Source organism: Pseudomonas sp. MOIL14HWK12:I1 (assembly GCF_000510705.1).
In the GTDB taxonomy this organism is placed as follows: Bacteria; Pseudomonadota; Gammaproteobacteria; order Pseudomonadales; family Pseudomonadaceae; genus Chryseomonas; species Chryseomonas oryzihabitans.
The window spans coordinates 150,159-164,885 of record NZ_KI783309.1; the positions used below are offsets into that span (position 1 = coordinate 150,159).

Annotated in this window: 18 protein-coding genes; 10 read left to right on the forward strand and 8 right to left on the reverse strand. The window is 67.9% G+C overall.

What is annotated here, in order from left to right:
* The first annotated feature begins 69 nt into the window (after nucleotides 1-69).
* The 3 genes from PSEK12I1_RS0121790 to PSEK12I1_RS0121800 all read left to right on the forward strand — a co-directional run bounded on the left by PSEK12I1_RS0121790 (nucleotide 70) and on the right by PSEK12I1_RS0121800 (nucleotide 2,126).
* Nucleotides 70-852 (forward strand): sulfite exporter TauE/SafE family protein, encoded by a 783-nt coding sequence (locus PSEK12I1_RS0121790; protein WP_027602914.1) that lies wholly within the window; start codon nucleotides 70-72, stop codon nucleotides 850-852.
* A gap of 19 nt (nucleotides 853-871) precedes the next feature.
* The gene (gene lgt, locus PSEK12I1_RS0121795; RefSeq protein ID WP_017641011.1) at nucleotides 872-1,684 is read left to right on the forward strand and encodes a prolipoprotein diacylglyceryl transferase; all 813 of its coding nucleotides are present in this window, start codon (nucleotides 872-874) and stop codon (nucleotides 1,682-1,684) included.
* 85 nt (nucleotides 1,685-1,769) lie between these two features.
* Entirely contained in the window at nucleotides 1,770-2,126 is a 357-nt protein-coding gene (locus tag PSEK12I1_RS0121800; protein WP_027598899.1) for a hypothetical protein, read from the forward strand.
* Between the two features lie 23 nt (nucleotides 2,127-2,149).
* On the opposite strand, the gene PSEK12I1_RS0121805 is transcribed toward PSEK12I1_RS0121800, so the two are convergent.
* The 6 genes from PSEK12I1_RS0121805 to PSEK12I1_RS0121830 all read right to left on the reverse strand — a co-directional run bounded on the left by PSEK12I1_RS0121805 (nucleotide 2,150) and on the right by PSEK12I1_RS0121830 (nucleotide 7,461).
* On the reverse strand, nucleotides 2,150-2,401 hold the full coding sequence (locus PSEK12I1_RS0121805; RefSeq protein WP_007161640.1) for a YfhL family 4Fe-4S dicluster ferredoxin: 252 nt from the start codon (nucleotides 2,399-2,401) through the stop codon (nucleotides 2,150-2,152).
* Nucleotides 2,402-2,500: 99 nt separating this feature from the next.
* Nucleotides 2,501-2,986, reverse strand: a complete 486-nt coding sequence (gene coaD / locus PSEK12I1_RS0121810; RefSeq protein ID WP_007161641.1) for a pantetheine-phosphate adenylyltransferase — start codon at nucleotides 2,984-2,986, stop codon at nucleotides 2,501-2,503.
* Between the two features lie 99 nt (nucleotides 2,987-3,085).
* Entirely contained in the window at nucleotides 3,086-4,090 is a 1,005-nt protein-coding gene (locus PSEK12I1_RS0121815) for a hydrolase (protein WP_027602915.1), read from the reverse strand.
* On the reverse strand, nucleotides 4,087-4,656 hold the full coding sequence (gene rsmD, locus PSEK12I1_RS0121820) for a 16S rRNA (guanine(966)-N(2))-methyltransferase RsmD (protein WP_027602916.1): 570 nt from the start codon (nucleotides 4,654-4,656) through the stop codon (nucleotides 4,087-4,089). Before rsmD ends, PSEK12I1_RS0121815 begins: the two co-directional genes overlap by 4 nt.
* Nucleotide 4,657: 1 nt before the next feature.
* Complete coding sequence (locus tag PSEK12I1_RS0121825) at nucleotides 4,658-6,097, reverse strand: pitrilysin family protein (RefSeq protein ID WP_027602917.1); 1,440 nt, start codon at nucleotides 6,095-6,097, stop codon at nucleotides 4,658-4,660.
* Nucleotides 6,094-7,461, reverse strand: a complete 1,368-nt coding sequence (locus tag PSEK12I1_RS0121830) for a pitrilysin family protein (RefSeq protein ID WP_027602918.1) — start codon at nucleotides 7,459-7,461, stop codon at nucleotides 6,094-6,096. The genes PSEK12I1_RS0121825 and PSEK12I1_RS0121830 overlap by 4 nt, the downstream gene beginning before the upstream one ends.
* Before the next feature lie 202 nt (nucleotides 7,462-7,663).
* Between PSEK12I1_RS0121830 and ftsY the strand changes: the two genes are divergently transcribed.
* The 4 genes from ftsY to rpoH all read left to right on the forward strand — a co-directional run bounded on the left by ftsY (nucleotide 7,664) and on the right by rpoH (nucleotide 11,812).
* The gene (gene ftsY, locus PSEK12I1_RS0121835; RefSeq protein ID WP_027602919.1) at nucleotides 7,664-9,118 is read left to right on the forward strand and encodes a signal recognition particle-docking protein FtsY; all 1,455 of its coding nucleotides are present in this window, start codon (nucleotides 7,664-7,666) and stop codon (nucleotides 9,116-9,118) included.
* Nucleotides 9,115-9,789 (forward strand): cell division ATP-binding protein FtsE, encoded by a 675-nt coding sequence (gene ftsE / locus PSEK12I1_RS0121840; protein WP_007161647.1) that lies wholly within the window; start codon nucleotides 9,115-9,117, stop codon nucleotides 9,787-9,789. Before ftsY ends, ftsE begins: the two co-directional genes overlap by 4 nt.
* Nucleotides 9,786-10,796: a permease-like cell division protein FtsX gene (ftsX, locus tag PSEK12I1_RS0121845; protein ID WP_007161648.1), complete on the forward strand. Its 1,011-nt coding sequence runs from the start codon at nucleotides 9,786-9,788 to the stop codon at nucleotides 10,794-10,796. The genes ftsE and ftsX overlap by 4 nt, the downstream gene beginning before the upstream one ends.
* Before the next feature lie 161 nt (nucleotides 10,797-10,957).
* Nucleotides 10,958-11,812 (forward strand): RNA polymerase sigma factor RpoH, encoded by an 855-nt coding sequence (gene rpoH, locus PSEK12I1_RS0121850; RefSeq protein ID WP_007161649.1) that lies wholly within the window; start codon nucleotides 10,958-10,960, stop codon nucleotides 11,810-11,812.
* Between the two features lie 174 nt (nucleotides 11,813-11,986).
* Here rpoH and PSEK12I1_RS0121855 read toward each other — a convergent pair whose 3' ends face one another.
* Nucleotides 11,987-12,436: a GNAT family N-acetyltransferase gene (locus PSEK12I1_RS0121855; RefSeq protein ID WP_027602920.1), complete on the reverse strand. Its 450-nt coding sequence runs from the start codon at nucleotides 12,434-12,436 to the stop codon at nucleotides 11,987-11,989.
* Nucleotides 12,433-13,134, reverse strand: coding sequence for a monofunctional biosynthetic peptidoglycan transglycosylase (mtgA, locus tag PSEK12I1_RS0121860; protein WP_027602921.1), 702 nt, complete (start codon nucleotides 13,132-13,134; stop codon nucleotides 12,433-12,435). Before mtgA ends, PSEK12I1_RS0121855 begins: the two co-directional genes overlap by 4 nt.
* Nucleotides 13,135-13,202: 68 nt before the next feature.
* Between mtgA and PSEK12I1_RS0121865 the strand changes: the two genes are divergently transcribed.
* The 3 genes from PSEK12I1_RS0121865 (at nucleotide 13,203) to PSEK12I1_RS0121875 (ending at nucleotide 14,676) form a co-directional block, all read left to right on the forward strand.
* Entirely contained in the window at nucleotides 13,203-13,580 is a 378-nt protein-coding gene (locus PSEK12I1_RS0121865) for a DUF423 domain-containing protein (RefSeq protein ID WP_027602922.1), read from the forward strand.
* Between the two features lie 93 nt (nucleotides 13,581-13,673).
* Entirely contained in the window at nucleotides 13,674-13,874 is a 201-nt protein-coding gene (gene thiS / locus PSEK12I1_RS0121870; RefSeq protein WP_007161653.1) for a sulfur carrier protein ThiS, read from the forward strand.
* A 19-nt stretch (nucleotides 13,875-13,893) separates the two neighbouring features.
* The gene (locus PSEK12I1_RS0121875; protein WP_027602923.1) at nucleotides 13,894-14,676 is read left to right on the forward strand and encodes a thiazole synthase; all 783 of its coding nucleotides are present in this window, start codon (nucleotides 13,894-13,896) and stop codon (nucleotides 14,674-14,676) included.
* Nucleotides 14,677-14,727 lie beyond the last annotated feature (51 nt).

The following is a 14,727-nucleotide window of genomic DNA, read 5'->3' on the forward strand; positions in this document are numbered from 1 at the left end:
CGGCGGGAAGGCCGCTTCCCGCCGGGCAGGCAGCGGCGTACCATGCCGCCTCCTGCGCCCGAGGTGATGATGGATCTCTTGCTCTTCCTGGTGCTCGGCGTCTGCGCCGGGCTGCTGGCCGGTCTGTTCGGGGTCGGCGGCGGCCTGATCATCGTGCCGGTGCTGGTCTACAGCTTTACCGCCCAGGGCCTCGATCCGGACATCCTCACCCACCTGGCGGTGGGTACCTCGCTGGCCACCATCGTCTTCACTTCGCTCAACTCCGTCTGGGCCCACCACCGACTCGGCGCCGTGCGCTGGCGGCTGTTCGCCTGGATGGCCCTGGGCATCGTTTTCGGCAGCGCCCTGGGCGCCCTGACCGCCGCCGCCATCCACGGCCCGCTGCTGCAGAAGATCATCGGCACCTTCGCCATCCTCATCGCCATCCAGCTGGCGCTGGACCTGCGCCCCAAGGCCCAGGCCAGCGAACCCGGCAAACCGGCGCTGACGGTGGCCGGGGTGGTGATCGGCTGGGCCTCGGCCATCTTCGGCATCGGCGGCGGCTCGCTCACCGTACCCTTCCTGATCTGGCGCAGCCTGAGCATGCAGCAGGCGGTGGCCACCTCGGCGGCCTGCGGCCTGCCCATCGCCCTGTCCGGGGCGCTGTCCTTCATCCTGGTCGGCTGGCAGGAGCCGGGCCTGCCCGCCTGGAGTCTGGGCTATGTCTATCTGCCGGCCTTGCTGGGTATCGCCCTGACCAGCATGTTCTCGGCCCGTTTCGGTGCGCGGCTGGCCCATCGCCTGTCGCCCCGGCTGCTCAAGCGCCTGTTTGCCCTGTTGCTGTTTGGCGTCGGTCTCAACTTCTTACTCTGATCCCTTTCAAGGAGGCACCATGCTGCCGTATCCGCAAATAGACCCGGTGGCCCTGTCGCTGGGGCCGCTGAAGATCCACTGGTACGGCCTCATGTACCTGGTGGGGATCGGTGGCGCCTGGTGGCTGGCCAAGCGGCGACTCAATCGCTTCGATCCGCGCTGGACCAGCGAGACCCTGTCCGATCTGGTGTTCTGGGTGGCGCTGGGGGTCATTGCCGGCGGGCGACTCGGCTACGTGCTGTTCTACAACCTGGCGGAATACATCGCCAATCCAACGCTGATCTTCGAGGTCTGGAAGGGCGGCATGTCCTTCCACGGCGGCCTGCTCGGGGTGATCCTGGCGGTCTGGTGGTTCGGCAAGCGCCACAACAAGGGCTTCTTCGAACTGATGGACTTCATTGCGCCGCTGGTCCCCATCGGTCTCGGTGCCGGCCGCATCGGCAACTTCATCAACGCCGAACTCTGGGGCAAGCCCACCGACGTGCCCTGGGCGATGATCTTTCCGCCCTACAGCGATCCGGCCCAGCTGCCGCGCCATCCCTCGCAGCTCTATCAGTTCGCCCTGGAAGGGGTGGCGCTGTTCGTGATCCTCTGGCTCTACTCGCGCAAGCCGCGGCCGACCATGGCCGTGTCCGGCCTGTTCGTGCTCTGCTACGGCATCTTCCGCTTCATCGTCGAATTCGTGCGGGTGCCCGACGCCCAGCTCGGCTATCTGGCCTGGGGCTGGCTGACCATGGGGCAGGTGCTCTGCGTGCCCATGGTGCTCGGCGGCATCGCGCTGATGGTCTATGCCCATCGCCGCGCGCCGCAGCCGGTCGTCCGAGCCGAATGACGTCTGAGGCCCGCCCGCATGACAAGTGCGGGCGGGCTGTTATAGTTCAGGGACCACCATCACAACCGCGCAAGGGATCAGCCGTATGAATCCGTTCCGTAGCCTGGCTGCCGTGCTGGCGCTGGCCCTGACGATGCAGGTCTTGCCGGCGCAGGCGCAGCAGGCTCAGGGTGAAGTCACCGAATATCAGACCGCCGACCAGGCGTTCGGTGAAGCCCAGGCACCCGCTGCCTTTTCCATGATCGGCGACCTGCTGATCGCGCGGCCGCTGCTGATCGCCGCGACCGTGATCGGTGCGGGGGCTTTCGTGGTCAGTCTGCCGTTCACCGCCGCCGGCGGTAACATCGGCAAGGCCGGCAAGGCGCTGGTGGTCGAGCCGGGCAAGGCGGCCTTCGTGCGCTGCCTGGGCTGTACCCAGAGCGGGTACGGGCGTACCGAATAGGCCCTGGCGCCGGGCCTAGCCGCTCAGGCCTGGCCGCTGATCTTCAGATACTTGTCGTGCAGCTGCTCCTTGGTCTCGACATGGTTCTCGTCGAGGGGGATGCAGTCCACCGGGCAGACCTGCTGGCACTGGGGTTCGTCGTAGTGGCCCACGCACTCGGTGCACAGGTTCGGATCGATCACGTAGATCTCCGCACCCTGGGAGATGGCGCCGTTCGGGCACTCGGGCTCGCACACGTCGCAGTTGATGCAATCGTCGGTAATGATGAGGGACATCGTCGGCTCCACGCTGCGCGAACGCGCAGCGATCCAAAAGTCAGGCGCGCATTTTGCCCCATCCGCGCGCCGGCTGCACCCGACAGTCCTTGGGGTTAATCAGCTGGCCGGGGCAAAACGCTCCAGCAGCGCCTGATGCACGGTGGGATGGACGAACTTGGTCACGTCGCCGCCGAGCGCCGCGATCTCCCGCACCAGGGTGGAAGACAGGTAGGAGTAGTGTTCCGACGGGGTCAGGAACATGCTTTCCGCCTGGGGCGCCAGCACCCGGTTCATGTTGGCCAGCTGGAATTCGAATTCGAAATCCGACACCGCGCGCAGGCCGCGCAGGATGATGGTCGCCTTCTGCTGCTCCACCAGGGTGGCCAGCAGGCAGCTGAAGCCGATCACCTCGACATTGGGCAGGTGCGCGGTCACCGCCTTGGCCAGCTCGACCCGGCGCTCCAGTGGAAACAGCGGATTCTTCTTGGGGCTGGCCGCCACCGCCACCACGACTTCGTCGAACAGCCGCGAGGCGCGCTCCACCAGGTCGCCATGGCCCTTGGTGATGGGGTCGAAGGTGCCGGGGTATAGCACTCGGTTCATGACGCTGTCCTGGGGGCGAAGCTGTTGGGGCTTGGATGGTAGCTCAGGGGCGGAGTGAGGCCAAGGCGACAGCCGCCGGGATCGCCGACCCGTGGGCGTTTATCGGCCGGATGGCGCTGCCCGCTGGCTGACCAGCCAGTCGGGGATGCGTCTTTCCAGGTAGTAGTCCGGATCGTGGAAGGGGCCGCCGACGAAGCCGACATGGCCGCCATGGGGCAGGCGCTCGAACAGGGTGTCGGGCGCCAGTTCGGCGCGGGCGGGCAGGGCGTCGGTGCCGATGAAGGGGTCGTCCTCGGCCTGGATCAGCAGCGTGGGGATGCGGATACCCCCCAGGTAGTAGCGGCTGGAGGCCTGGCGGTAGTAGTCCCGGGCATCGCGAAAGCCGTGCAGGGGCGCGGTGTAGCGATCGTCGAAGTCCCAGAAGGTCTTGAGTCCCTCGGGCGGCCCCAGGCGCGCGAGGATCTCGTGCTGTTCGGGGTGAAGGTCGCGGTCGAACAGCGCCTGCTTGTCGCGCACATAGCGCGCCAGTTCGCGGATGAAGTGCCGCTGATAGATGCGCGAGAAGCCGATGCCGATGCGATCGGCGCAGAGGTCCAGGCGAAAGGGTACCGAGACCGCAGCGGCCGCCTGCAGGCCGCTGTGCTCGCCCCGCTCGCCCAGGTACTTGAGCAGCACGTTACCGCCCAAGGAAAAGCCCACGCCATACAGTGGCGCGTCCGGACGACTGGTTTGCAGGTGGCGCACCACCGCGGCCAGGTCTTCGCTGACGCCGGAGTGATAGCCACGTGGCAGGCGGTTGGGTTCGCCGGAGCAGCCGCGCCAGTTGAGGCCGACGCTGGCCCAGCCGCGGGCGGCCAGGGCGAATTGCAGGCCGAGCACATAGTGGGAGCCGGAGCTGCCGGTCAGGCCGTGGGCGATCAGCACCAGTGGTGCCCGCGGATCCTCGGCGTTGTACCAGTCCAGATCGAGGAAGTCGCCGTCCTCCAGCCACAGTCGTTCCCGCGGCCGGGTGATGGGCGGCAGGCGGCGCCACAGTGAGCCCCAGAGGGTCTGCAGGTGCGGGCCGGGCAGCCAGCGCGCCGGCTTGAAGGGCGTGCTGGTCACGCCTGGCGGTGCCAGAGGGCGTAGTGGACGTTGCCGGTCTTCTTCTCGCGGTGCAGCTGCCAGGTCGCAGGCAGCGTCAGGCGCGAGGGCTGGGTCTCGCTCTCGGTGTAGATCCAGGCGTCCGCAGCCAGCCAGCCCTGGGCTTCCAGGGCCGCGCAGGCCGGTTCCAGCAGGTTTTTGCCAAAGGGCGGATCGAGAAACACCAGGTCGAAGGGCGCTTCCGCCGGCTTAACCAGGGCCTGCAGGGCGTCGGTCTGGCGCACCTCGGCCTGGGCACAGCCCAGGGTCTGCAGATGGCCGCGCAGGGCAGTGGCGGCCTGGGCATTGAGGTCGAAGGCCAGCGCCTGGCCGGCGCCGCGGGAGAGGGCTTCCAGCAGCAGCGCGCCGCTGCCGGCGAAGGGGTCCAGCACCCGCGCGCCTGGGGTGACGGCGGCCAGCCAGTTGAATAGGGTCTCGCGGACCCGGTCCGGGGTGGGCCTCAGGCCCAGGGCATCGGGAAAGACGAAGCGCCGGCTGCGCCAGTCGCCACCGATGATGCGCAGTTGGTTGGCGGTCTTCTGGGCCATGCTAGTGCTCCGGAACGCCGCTGGGCGGCAAGTTGGGAAGAGGGCGGGGGGGCGGCAGCGGCTGCTGGGCGACCCGCGGGCCGGCGCTGACCACGACGAAGCGCTCGGGATCGAGGTGGCGCTGCAGGGCCGCATGCACCTGTTCCACCGTCAGGCGGCGGACCTGCTGGAGGAAGTCGTCCAGGTAGCTGCTGGGCAGGTCGTAGAAACCGATGTTGCCCAGCTGGGCGACGATGGCGCCGTTGCTGGCGTTGGCCAGCGGGAAGCTGCCTTCGATCTGTCGCTTGGCGCGGTCCAGTTCGGCCTGGGTGGGACCCTGGGCCAGGTAGTCGCGCAGCAGGTCGCGGACCAGCGCCAGGGTGGCATCGCCCAGTTCGGCGCGGGTCTGCAGGCCGATGGTGAAGGGACCCGGCTGACGCATGGGGGTGAAGCCCGAGCTGACGCCGTAGGTGAGACCGCGGCGTTCGCGCAATTCGGTCATCAGTCGACTGCCGAAACCGCCACCGCCGAGGATCTGGTTGCCGACGAAGAGGGCGGCATAGTCGGGATCGCGGCGGGTGATGCCGAGCTGACCGAGTAGCAGGCGGGTCTGCTGGGCCGGGACCTCCAGTTGCACCCGCGCCGGCGCGGCGGGAGCCGGCACGGGCAGCGGCGGCAGGGCCGGACCGCGGGGCAGGGCGCGCGACAGCTGGGCGGCGATCTGCTCGGCGCGGGTCCGATCCAGATCGCCGGTAAGGGCGATCACGGCATTGCCGGCGGCATAGGCGCGGGCATGGAAGGCCCGGAGGCTGGCCGCGTCCAGGCGGGCCAGGCCAGCGGCCGTGCCCCGTGGCGAATGGGCATAGGGATGGTCGCCGTAGAGGCGTTCCTGCAGCGCCTCACCCGCCAGGTTCGCCGGTTCGCGACGGCTGGCGGCGATCAGCGTCAGCAGCTGGTCGCGGATGCGCTGGATGGCCTCGGCGGGAAAGGTCGGGCGACCTACCACGTCGGCCAGCAGCGCCAGGGCCGGTTCGCTGTGGGCCGGATCGGCGAGGGTGCGCAGGCCGGCCACCGCCTGGTCACGATAGGCGCCGTTGCTGAAGTCGGCGCCCAGGCGCTCGAAGCCATCGGCGATGGCGCCGGCATCGCGTCCCGGGGTGCCTTCGTTGAGCAGGCCGTTGGTCAGCATGGCCAGGCCCGGGGTGGCGCCATCCTGGCTGCTGCCGGCGGCAAAGATCAGGCGCACGTCGAACATCGGCAATTCCGGCGCCGGCACGAACAGCACCTGGGCGCCCTCGGCGGTGCGCCAGCGCTGGATGTCCAACTGGCGCCCCAGGGGCGGCGCGTCCTTGAGCGTCTTGAGACTGTCTACGGCCGGATAGGCGCGCGCCAGATCGCCGACCGGGGTAGGGGACTGGCAGCCCGCGAGCAGGCACAGCGACAGCCAGAGCAGCGGCTTCATGGACGATTCTCCGCGGTGGCTGCGGGCTCGAGCTGGGCCAGGGTCAGGCGCTCGCGGGTGAAGTAGGTGCGGGCCACCCGGCGCAGGTCGTCGGGGGTGACCCGGCCCAGTTCGTCGAGCAGCCGATCCCCCTGGCGCCAGCCGAGGCCGACGCTTTCCAGCTGGCCGATGCTGCTGGCCTGGGCGGTGATGGAGTCGCGGCCATAGACCAGCCCGGCCACCAGCAGGGCGCGGACCCGGGCCAGCTCCTCGGTGCTGGGCGGCTCGCGCTTGAGCAGCTCCAGTTGCGCCCAGAAGGCCGCTTCCAGCTGATCGAGGGTCTTGCCGCGCGGGGTGTTGGGGGTGCCGCTGAGCAGGAAGAGGCTGTCACCACGGGTGTAGGCGCCATAGGCGGCGCGCACGCTGCTGGCCACTTCCGCGCCGCGTTCGAGACGGCTGGGCAGGCGCGCCCCCGAACCGCCGCTGAGCAGGGCGGCCAGCAATTGCAGCGCATAGGCATCGCGCGGCTGGGCAGCGGTGGCCAGGCTGGGCACGTTGAAGCCCATCAGCAGGCTGGGCAGTTCGCGGGCCTGCAGGGCCAGGCGCCGCTCGCCCGGCGCCGGCAGTTCCAGCGGCCGCCGCGGCGCGGGCAGGTCGCTGCGGGGAATGCCGCCGAACCAGCGCTGCACCTCGGCGCGGATTGCCTGGGGTTCGACATCGCCGACCACCACCAGGGTGGCGTTGTTGGGCGCATACCAGGTCTGGTACCAGCGACGCAGGTCGTCCACGCCGAGGCGCTGCAGGTCCTGGGGCCAGCCGATAGTGGGGTTGCGGTAGCCGCTGGCCGGGTAGGCGGCGGCCTTGAAGCGCTCGAAGGACAGCGCCTCGGGCCGGTCATCGGTGCGCAGCCGGCGTTCTTCCTTGATGACTTCCAGCTCGCGGCTGACTTCGTCCGGTTCCAGGCGCAGGTGCTGCATGCGATCGGCTTCCAGCTCCAGGGCCACGGGCAGGCGATCGCGGGCGAGCAGCTGGTAATAGACGGTGTAGTCGTCGGTGGTGAAGGCGTTTTCCTCGGCGCCCAGGTCGCGCAGCAGGTGCGAGGCCTCGCCGGCACCGAGCTTGCGGCTGCCCTTGAACATCAGGTGTTCCAGGGCATGGGACAGGCCGGTCGCCCCGGGCGCCTCAAGGCTCGAACCCACGCGGTACCAGAGTTGCACCACGGCGACCGGCGCCCGGTGATCTTCGCGGACCACCAGCTTGAGGCCGTTGTCGAGGGTGAATTCCTCGGTGTTCTGCCGGCTGGCCGTGGCCGTGGCCAGGGCGAAGGCGGGAAGCAGGCTGAGCAGGACGACCAGGGCGGTCCGACGGGAGCGGGAGGCGGGCATCGCGAGAGCAGGCCTTGTAGCGCGGTAGGGGACGAAGCGGCTGCGTCCTGGGGACGGTCGCGCGTTTTTCGCCGACGGGGAGGTCTTCCGCCCGGCAGGCTGCTAGGATACGCATCCCTTTTCCCGACGGCCATGCCTGACGGTCGAGCCCCGCCTGGCGGAGCTCCCGCAGCCGGTTCGTCCGTTCGATACAGAGCCCCGCATGTTTGGATCCGACGACAAGAAGTCTCCCGCCACGGAGAAGAAAGGCCTGTTCGGCTGGTTCCGCAAGAAGACTGCCGAACCCGTAGAGACGCCTGCCGAAGCCCCCGCGCCTGAAGCCGAGGAGCGCCTGCCCGAGCCGCTGGCCAGCGAGCCGGTGCAGCACCCGGAGCCGGTGCCCGAACCGCCGGAGGCGATTCCCTCGCTGACCCCGGTGCCGGTCGCCGAAGAGGAGGCGCCGTCGCCGGTGGCGCTCACGGCGCTGGTCGAGCCGCTGGTGGCCGATCCCATCGTGCCTCCGGTCGAGGTCGAGCCGGCTAGGGCGCCCGAGCCGGAGCCCGAGCCCGAACCAGTGGCTGTGCCGGTCGCGCCGCTGCCTCCGGTTATGCCGGTGCCTGAGCCTGCTCCCGCCCCGGTCGTACCCGTTGCGCCCGTCGCCCCGGTCCGTCCTGAGCCCGAGGTGGTTGCGCCCGAACCCGAACCCGCTCCACCCGCTGTCGCCGCCACCCCGGCCGAACCGGCCAAGCTGGGCTTCTTCGCCCGCCTGCGCCAGGGCCTGTCCAAGACCAGCGCCAGTCTCGGCGAAGGTATGGCCAGTCTGTTCCTCGGCAAGAAGGCCATCGACGACGACCTGCTCGAAGAGCTGGAGACCCGCCTGCTGACCGCCGACGTCGGCGTCGAGGCCACCGGCGTCATCATGCGCAACCTGACCCAGAAGGTGGCGCGCAAGCAGCTGGCCGACAGCGAGGCGCTCTATCAGGCGCTGCAGCAGGAGCTCACCGAGATGCTGCTGCCGGTGGAACAGCCCCTGGTGATCGATACCTCGCACAAGCCCTATGTCATCCTGGTTGTCGGCGTTAACGGCGCCGGCAAGACCACCACCATCGGCAAGCTGGCCAAGCGGCTGCAGAACGAAGGCAAGAAGGTCATGCTGGCGGCCGGCGACACCTTCCGTGCCGCAGCGGTCGAGCAGCTGCAGGTCTGGGGCGAGCGCAACCGCATCCCGGTGATCGCCCAGCACACCGGCGCCGATTCCGCCTCGGTGATCTTCGACGCCGTCCAGGCGGCCAAGGCCCGCGGCATCGATGTGCTGATCGCTGACACTGCCGGCCGGCTGCACACCAAGGACAACCTCATGGAAGAGCTGCGTAAGGTGCGCCGGGTGATCGGCAAGCTGGACGAGGCGGCGCCCCACGAGACCCTGCTGGTGCTGGACGCCGGTACCGGCCAGAACGCCCTCAACCAGGCCAAGCAATTCCACAACGCCGTGCCCCTGACCGGCCTGGCGCTGACCAAGCTCGACGGCACCGCCAAGGGCGGGGTGATCTTCGCCCTGGCCAAGCAGAGCGCCCTGCCGATCCGCTATGTCGGCGTCGGCGAGAGTATCGATGACCTGCGGCCCTTCGAGGCGCGGCCCTTCGTCCAGGCCCTGTTCGCGGAGCGGGGCGTCTCATGATCCAGTTCGACCGCGTCTCCAAGCGCTATCCCAATGGTCACGTCGGCCTGCAGGAACTGAGCTTCCGTGCCGAACGCGGCGAGATCCTCTTCGTCACCGGGCATTCCGGCGCCGGCAAGAGCACCCTGATGCGGCTGATCCTGGCCATGGAAAGGCCCACCGGCGGCAAGCTGACCCTGGCCGGCCAGGACATCTCGCGCATCACCAATGCGCAGATTCCCTTCCTGCGCCGGCAGATCGGCGTGGTCTTCCAGAACCACCAGCTGCTCTATGACCGCACCGTGTTCGACAACGTCGCCCTGCCGCTGCAGATCCTCGGCCTGTCCAAGCCCGAGATCGCCAAGCGCGTGGCCGCGGCCCTGGAGCGGGTCAGCCTCAAGGACAAGCTCGACGACTATCCGGCCGAGCTCTCCACCGGCCAGCAGCAGCGGGTTGGCATCGCCCGCGCCGTGGTGCATCGGCCGGCCCTGCTGCTCGCCGACGAACCCACCGGCAACCTCGATCCGCGCCTGGCCTCGGAGATCATGGGCGTCTTCGAGGACATCAACAGCCTCGGCACCACGGTGCTGATCGCCAGTCACGACCATGCCCTCATCGCCCGGCTGCACCATCGCATGCTGACCCTGCAGCGCGGCCGCCTGATCGGCGACGAAGAGGAGAGCCAGCCATGAGCGCCACCGAACTGCCCCGTGGCCAGGAACAGGGCGGCAAGCCCCAGCGTCCGCAGCGCCAGGCCCCGAAGAAACCCAAGAGCGACTGGCGCAGCCCGCTGCATGCCTACCTCGAAGCCCACCGCACCGGTCTGAGGGATAGCCTCAGGCGCATGGTGCAGCAACCCATAGGCACCTTCCTCACCTGCCTGGTGATGGGCATTGCCCTGGCGCTGCCCATGGGCGTGTCGCTGCTGCTGAAGAACGTCGAGCGCCTGGGCGGCTCCTGGCAGCGCGCGGCGCAGATCTCGGTGTTCCTCGACCTGCGCACCGGTCAGGACCAGGCCGAGGTGCTGATGAGCCAGATCAAGGTCCTGCCCGATGTGGCCGAGGCACGCTGGATCAGCCCGGACGACGCCCTGAAGGAATTGCAACAGGATGCCGGCCTCGGTGAGGCGCTGCGCGAATTGCCGCAGAATCCGCTGCCCGGCGTCATCGCCGTGACCCCCAAGGAAATCGACAAGAGTCGCCTCGACATGCTGCGCAGCCAGCTGGCCGAGATGAACGGCGTGCAGCAGGTGCAGCTGGACATGCAGTGGGTCGAGCGCCTCACCGCCATCCTCAAGCTCGGCGAGCGCTTCGTCTTCGGCCTGACCGTGGTGCTGGTGATTGCCCTGCTGCTGGTGATCGGCAATACCATCCGCCTGGCCATCGAGAATCGCCGCACCGAGATCGAGGTGGTCAAGCTGGTGGGCGGTACCGACGGCTACGTGCGCCGGCCCTTCCTCTACATGGGCGCGCTGTTCGGCCTGGGCGCCGGCATCGCCGCCTGGGCCCTGCTGGTGTTCGGCCTGAACTGGCTGAACGCCGCGGTGCTGGATCTGGCCGGCCTCTACGGCAGCGATTTCGCCCTGGGCAGCGTCGCCCTCGAGGACGGGCTGCAACTGCTGATCGGTGCGGTGCTGCTCGGCTACATCGGCGCCTGGCTGGCGGTTGCCCGTCATTTGCGCGAACTCGCCCCGCGCTGACGAACGGCCGTTTCCGAAACCTCCGGAAACGGTCTAAACCCCTGATGGCACACGGCTTTCACGGTAGTTTTCAGCTGGGGTTAAGGGAACCTCGGCTAGTCTGGCGCTGTCCAAAAAATCAGTGTTAGACTGCCCAGTGCTTAGTGAATCGGAGGATTCGCATGACCACTTCGTTGCAACCTGTTCCTACATTGGTTCCCGGCGCCAGCCTGGAAGCCTATGTGCATTCGGTGAACAGCATTCCGCTGCTCACTCCGGAGCGGGAGCGTGAACTGGCCGAGCGCCTCTTCTACAAGGAAGACGTCGAGGCCGCCCGGCAGTTGGTGCTCGCGCATCTGCGTTTCGTGGTGCATATCGCCAAGAGCTATTCCGGCTATGGTCTGGCCCAGGCCGACCTGATCCAGGAAGGCAACGTCGGCCTGATGAAGGCCGTGAAGCGCTTCAATCCCGAAATGGGCGTACGCCTGGTGTCCTTTGCCGTGCACTGGATCAAGGCCGAAATCCACGAATTCATCCTGCGCAACTGGCGGATCGTCAAGGTCGCCACCACCAAGGCGCAGCGCAAGCTGTTCTTCAACCTGCGCAGCCAGAAGAAGCGGCTGGCCTGGCTGAACAACGACGAGGTCCATCGTGTGGCCGAAACCCTGGGCGTCGAGCCCCGGGAAGTGCGCGAGATGGAAAGCCGTCTGACCGGCCATGACATGGCCTTCGACCCGGCCAGCGATGCCGATGACGACGCGGCCTATCAGTCGCCGGCCCAGTACCTGGAAGACAGCCGTTACGATCCGGCGCGTCAGCTGGAGGAAGCCGACTGGACCGACAGCTCCACGGCCAATCTGCACGAGGCCCTGGAACGCCTGGACGACCGCAGCCGCGACATCCTCTACCAGCGCTGGCTGGCCGAGGAAAAGGCGACGCTGCATGAGCTGGCGGCCAAGTACAACGTCTCCGCGGAACGTATCCGTCAGCTGGAGAAGAACGCGATGAACAAGCTCAAGGGCAACATCGCCGCCTGATCCGGTTTGGGATCGAAAAGCCGCGCCCCAGCCAGGGCGCGGTTTTTTTATGGTCGTGATCCCAAGAATGCTGCCCAAGTGTCTGCCAGGGCAGCAAATTTCACAGCCTTCTCGAGCCGCGAACGCTCCAGCTCCGGGAGCCCGGGTCGAGGAGGGGATTCAGCGCTTGCTTTGCTAGGCCTCAGTCAGGCGCAGGTGCAACAGCGGAAAGGGCCGGCCCTGGCCGTCCAGTGGAGAGCGGCCCACCTGCTCGAAACCAAGGTGCCGATAGAATCCCAGGGCCTGGGGATTTTGCTCGTTGACGTCGACGTGGCGGATGCCCCGCTCAATGATGACCTGCTCCACCAATTGCCGCCCTATACCGGTGCCCCGGACCGCGTTGGACACGAACAACATCTCCAGGCGGTCGCCGTCGGTACCGGCGAAGCCTTGGATGACGCCCTGGCCATCGCGGTAGACCCGCAAGTCCACTGCCGGCAGCGCGTAGTCGCGAACCAGGCGGCGCAACGGATCGATGTCCGCTTCATCGAGAAAATCATGAGTTGCCCGGACCGCCTCTTCCCAGACCTCTAGCAGGCGGTCGAAATCCGCCGGCGATCCCTGCTGAATTTGCCCCTGGTTCATTGCCCGGTCATTCGCCGCAGGTAGTCGCTGCCGCCCAGCTGGCGTTCCTGCTGGCGGATCCAGGCGGCGCGTTCGGCGACGTAGGCGCTGGGGCGGCTCGGGCTCCATTCGCGAGGATTGGGCAGCACCGCGGCCAGCAGGCTGGCCTGGCGGTCAGAGAGATAGGGCGCGCCTATGCCGAAATGGTGGCGGGCCGCGGCCTCGGCGCCGAACACGCCGTCGTCCCATTCCACGCTGTTGAGATAGACCTCGAGAATGCGCTGCTTGGACCAGAAGGTTTCCAGCAGCACGGTGAACCAGGCTTCGAAGGCCTTGCGCAGATAGCTGCGGCCGCTCCAGAGAAAGAGATTCTTGGCGGTCTGCTGGCTGATGGTGCTGGCGCCGCGCAGGGAGCCGCCGGCTTCATTGTGGCTGAAGGCCTGGCGGATCGCCGCCATGTCGAAGCCCCAGTGCTCGGCGAAGTGCTGGTCTTCACCGGCGATCACCGCCATCTTGAGATCTTCCGGCAGTTCCTTCCAGGGCCGCCAGTCGCGCTGCAGATCGATGAGCTTGCCGTCGATCCAGGATTCGACCTTGCGCTCCACCATCAGCATGCTGCCCGGCGGCGGGACCCAGCGCAGGATCAGCACCAGGGCGGCGCTGAGGGCGGCGAACCAGAGGGCGATACGCAGGAGACGGCGGAGGAGGGTGAGCAGCATCGGCTTGGTCTTTGGCGGTTAGCGGGCCATTATAACCAGCGCTTCTCTCCCATCGCCCGGTAAAACCCATGTTGCGTTTCTTCCTGCTGTTCGCGGCCCTGGCCGGCTTAACCGGTGTCGGACTCGGCGCCTTCGCCGCCCACGGACTCAAGGGCCGGCTCACCGCCGACTACCTCGCGGTGTTCCAGACCGGCGTGCTCTATCAGCTCATCCATGCCCTGGCGCTGTTTGGCGTCGCCCTGCTGTCGCTGCACTTCCAGGGGCGCCTGGTGGCCTGGGCCGGTAGCTTCTTCATCGCCGGCATCCTGCTGTTTTCCGGCAGCCTCTATCTGCTGACGCTGACCGGCTTCTCGCGGCTGGGCATCATCACTCCCTTCGGCGGCCTGTGCTTTCTAGCCGGCTGGGCCTGCCTGGCCATCCTCGCCTGGCGTCTGAGCAGCCTCTGAGCGCGCGCTGGCCGTCGTTCCCGGCCCGGCGCCGCTGCAATGAACGCCCGACCGGCGTAGAATGCCGGCTCACCCCGTGACGATGCCTTTGCCATGCAGATCCTGTTGAACGGCGAATCCCTTGAATTGCCGGACGGTGCCACCGTCGCCGACCTGCTCGTGCGTCTCGACCTGACCGGACGGCGAGTGGCGGTGGAACGCAACCTCGACATCGTGCCGCGCAGCCAGCACGCCACCACCGCCCTGGCGGACGGCGACCGGCTGGAAGTGGTCCACGCCATCGGCGGCGGCTAGCCGCGAAAGAGGAATCCAGATGAAAGACACTCCCTTCACCCTGGCCGGGCGTACCTATGCCTCGCGCCTGCTGGTCGGTACCGGCAAGTATCGTGACCTCGAAGAGACCCGCGTGGCCATCGAGGCCTCCGGCGCCGAGATCGTCACCGTGGCGGTGCGCCGCACCAACATCGGCCAGACGCCCGGCGAGCCCAATCTGCTCGACGTGATCCCGCCCGAGCGCTACACCATCCTGCCCAACACCGCCGGCTGCTATGACGCGGTGGAAGCGGTGCGCACCTGCCGCCTGGCGCGCGAGCTGCTCGATGGCCACAACCTGGTCAAGCTGGAAGTCCTGGCCGACCAGAAGACCCTGTTCCCCAATGTCATCGAGACCCTCAAGGCCGCCGAAACCCTGGTCGCCGACGGCTTCGACGTCATGGTCTACACCAGCGACGACCCCATCGTCGCCCGCCAGCTGGAAGCCATCGGCTGCATCGCCGTCATGCCGCTGGCCGGTCTGATCGGCTCGGGTCTGGGCATCTGCAATCCCTACAACCTGCGCATCATCCTCGAAGAGGCCAAGGTGCCGGTGCTGGTGGATGCCGGGGTGGGTACCGCCTCCGACGCCACTATCGCCATGGAGCTGGGCTGCGAAGCGGTGCTGATGAACAGCGCCATCGCCCATGCCCGCGAGCCGGTGCTGATGGCCGAAGCCATGAAGCACGCCATCGTCGCCGGTCGCCTGGCCTATCTGGCCGGGCGCATGCCGCGCAAGCTCTATGCCACGGCGTCTTCGCCGCTGGATGGCCTGGTCAACTAGGACCTGGCGCCCTCCGTCACGCGCCCGGCCTCTGCCGGGCGTCTCTTTTTC

Excerpts from the sequence above, each read along its gene's own strand:
- PSEK12I1_RS0121790 (WP_027602914.1), top strand. The coding sequence starts at position 70 with ATGGATCTCTTGCTCTTCCTGGTGCTCGGCGTCTGCGCCGGGCTGCTG.
- lgt (WP_017641011.1), top strand. The coding sequence starts at position 872 with ATGCTGCCGTATCCGCAAATAGACCCGGTGGCCCTGTCGCTGGGGCCG.
- PSEK12I1_RS0121800 (WP_027598899.1), top strand. The coding sequence starts at position 1,770 with ATGAATCCGTTCCGTAGCCTGGCTGCCGTGCTGGCGCTGGCCCTGACG.
- PSEK12I1_RS0121805 (WP_007161640.1), bottom strand. The coding sequence starts at position 2,401 with ATGTCCCTCATCATTACCGACGATTGCATCAACTGCGACGTGTGCGAG.
- coaD (WP_007161641.1), bottom strand. The coding sequence starts at position 2,986 with ATGAACCGAGTGCTATACCCCGGCACCTTCGACCCCATCACCAAGGGC.
- rsmD (WP_027602916.1), bottom strand. The coding sequence starts at position 4,656 with ATGGCCCAGAAGACCGCCAACCAACTGCGCATCATCGGTGGCGACTGG.
- PSEK12I1_RS0121825 (WP_027602917.1), bottom strand. The coding sequence starts at position 6,097 with ATGAAGCCGCTGCTCTGGCTGTCGCTGTGCCTGCTCGCGGGCTGCCAG.
- PSEK12I1_RS0121830 (WP_027602918.1), bottom strand. The coding sequence starts at position 7,461 with ATGCCCGCCTCCCGCTCCCGTCGGACCGCCCTGGTCGTCCTGCTCAGC.
- ftsY (WP_027602919.1), top strand. The coding sequence starts at position 7,664 with ATGTTTGGATCCGACGACAAGAAGTCTCCCGCCACGGAGAAGAAAGGC.
- ftsE (WP_007161647.1), top strand. The coding sequence starts at position 9,115 with ATGATCCAGTTCGACCGCGTCTCCAAGCGCTATCCCAATGGTCACGTC.
- ftsX (WP_007161648.1), top strand. The coding sequence starts at position 9,786 with ATGAGCGCCACCGAACTGCCCCGTGGCCAGGAACAGGGCGGCAAGCCC.
- rpoH (WP_007161649.1), top strand. The coding sequence starts at position 10,958 with ATGACCACTTCGTTGCAACCTGTTCCTACATTGGTTCCCGGCGCCAGC.
- PSEK12I1_RS0121855 (WP_027602920.1), bottom strand. The coding sequence starts at position 12,436 with ATGAACCAGGGGCAAATTCAGCAGGGATCGCCGGCGGATTTCGACCGC.
- mtgA (WP_027602921.1), bottom strand. The coding sequence starts at position 13,134 with ATGCTGCTCACCCTCCTCCGCCGTCTCCTGCGTATCGCCCTCTGGTTC.
- PSEK12I1_RS0121865 (WP_027602922.1), top strand. The coding sequence starts at position 13,203 with ATGTTGCGTTTCTTCCTGCTGTTCGCGGCCCTGGCCGGCTTAACCGGT.
- thiS (WP_007161653.1), top strand. The coding sequence starts at position 13,674 with ATGCAGATCCTGTTGAACGGCGAATCCCTTGAATTGCCGGACGGTGCC.
- PSEK12I1_RS0121875 (WP_027602923.1), top strand. The coding sequence starts at position 13,894 with ATGAAAGACACTCCCTTCACCCTGGCCGGGCGTACCTATGCCTCGCGC.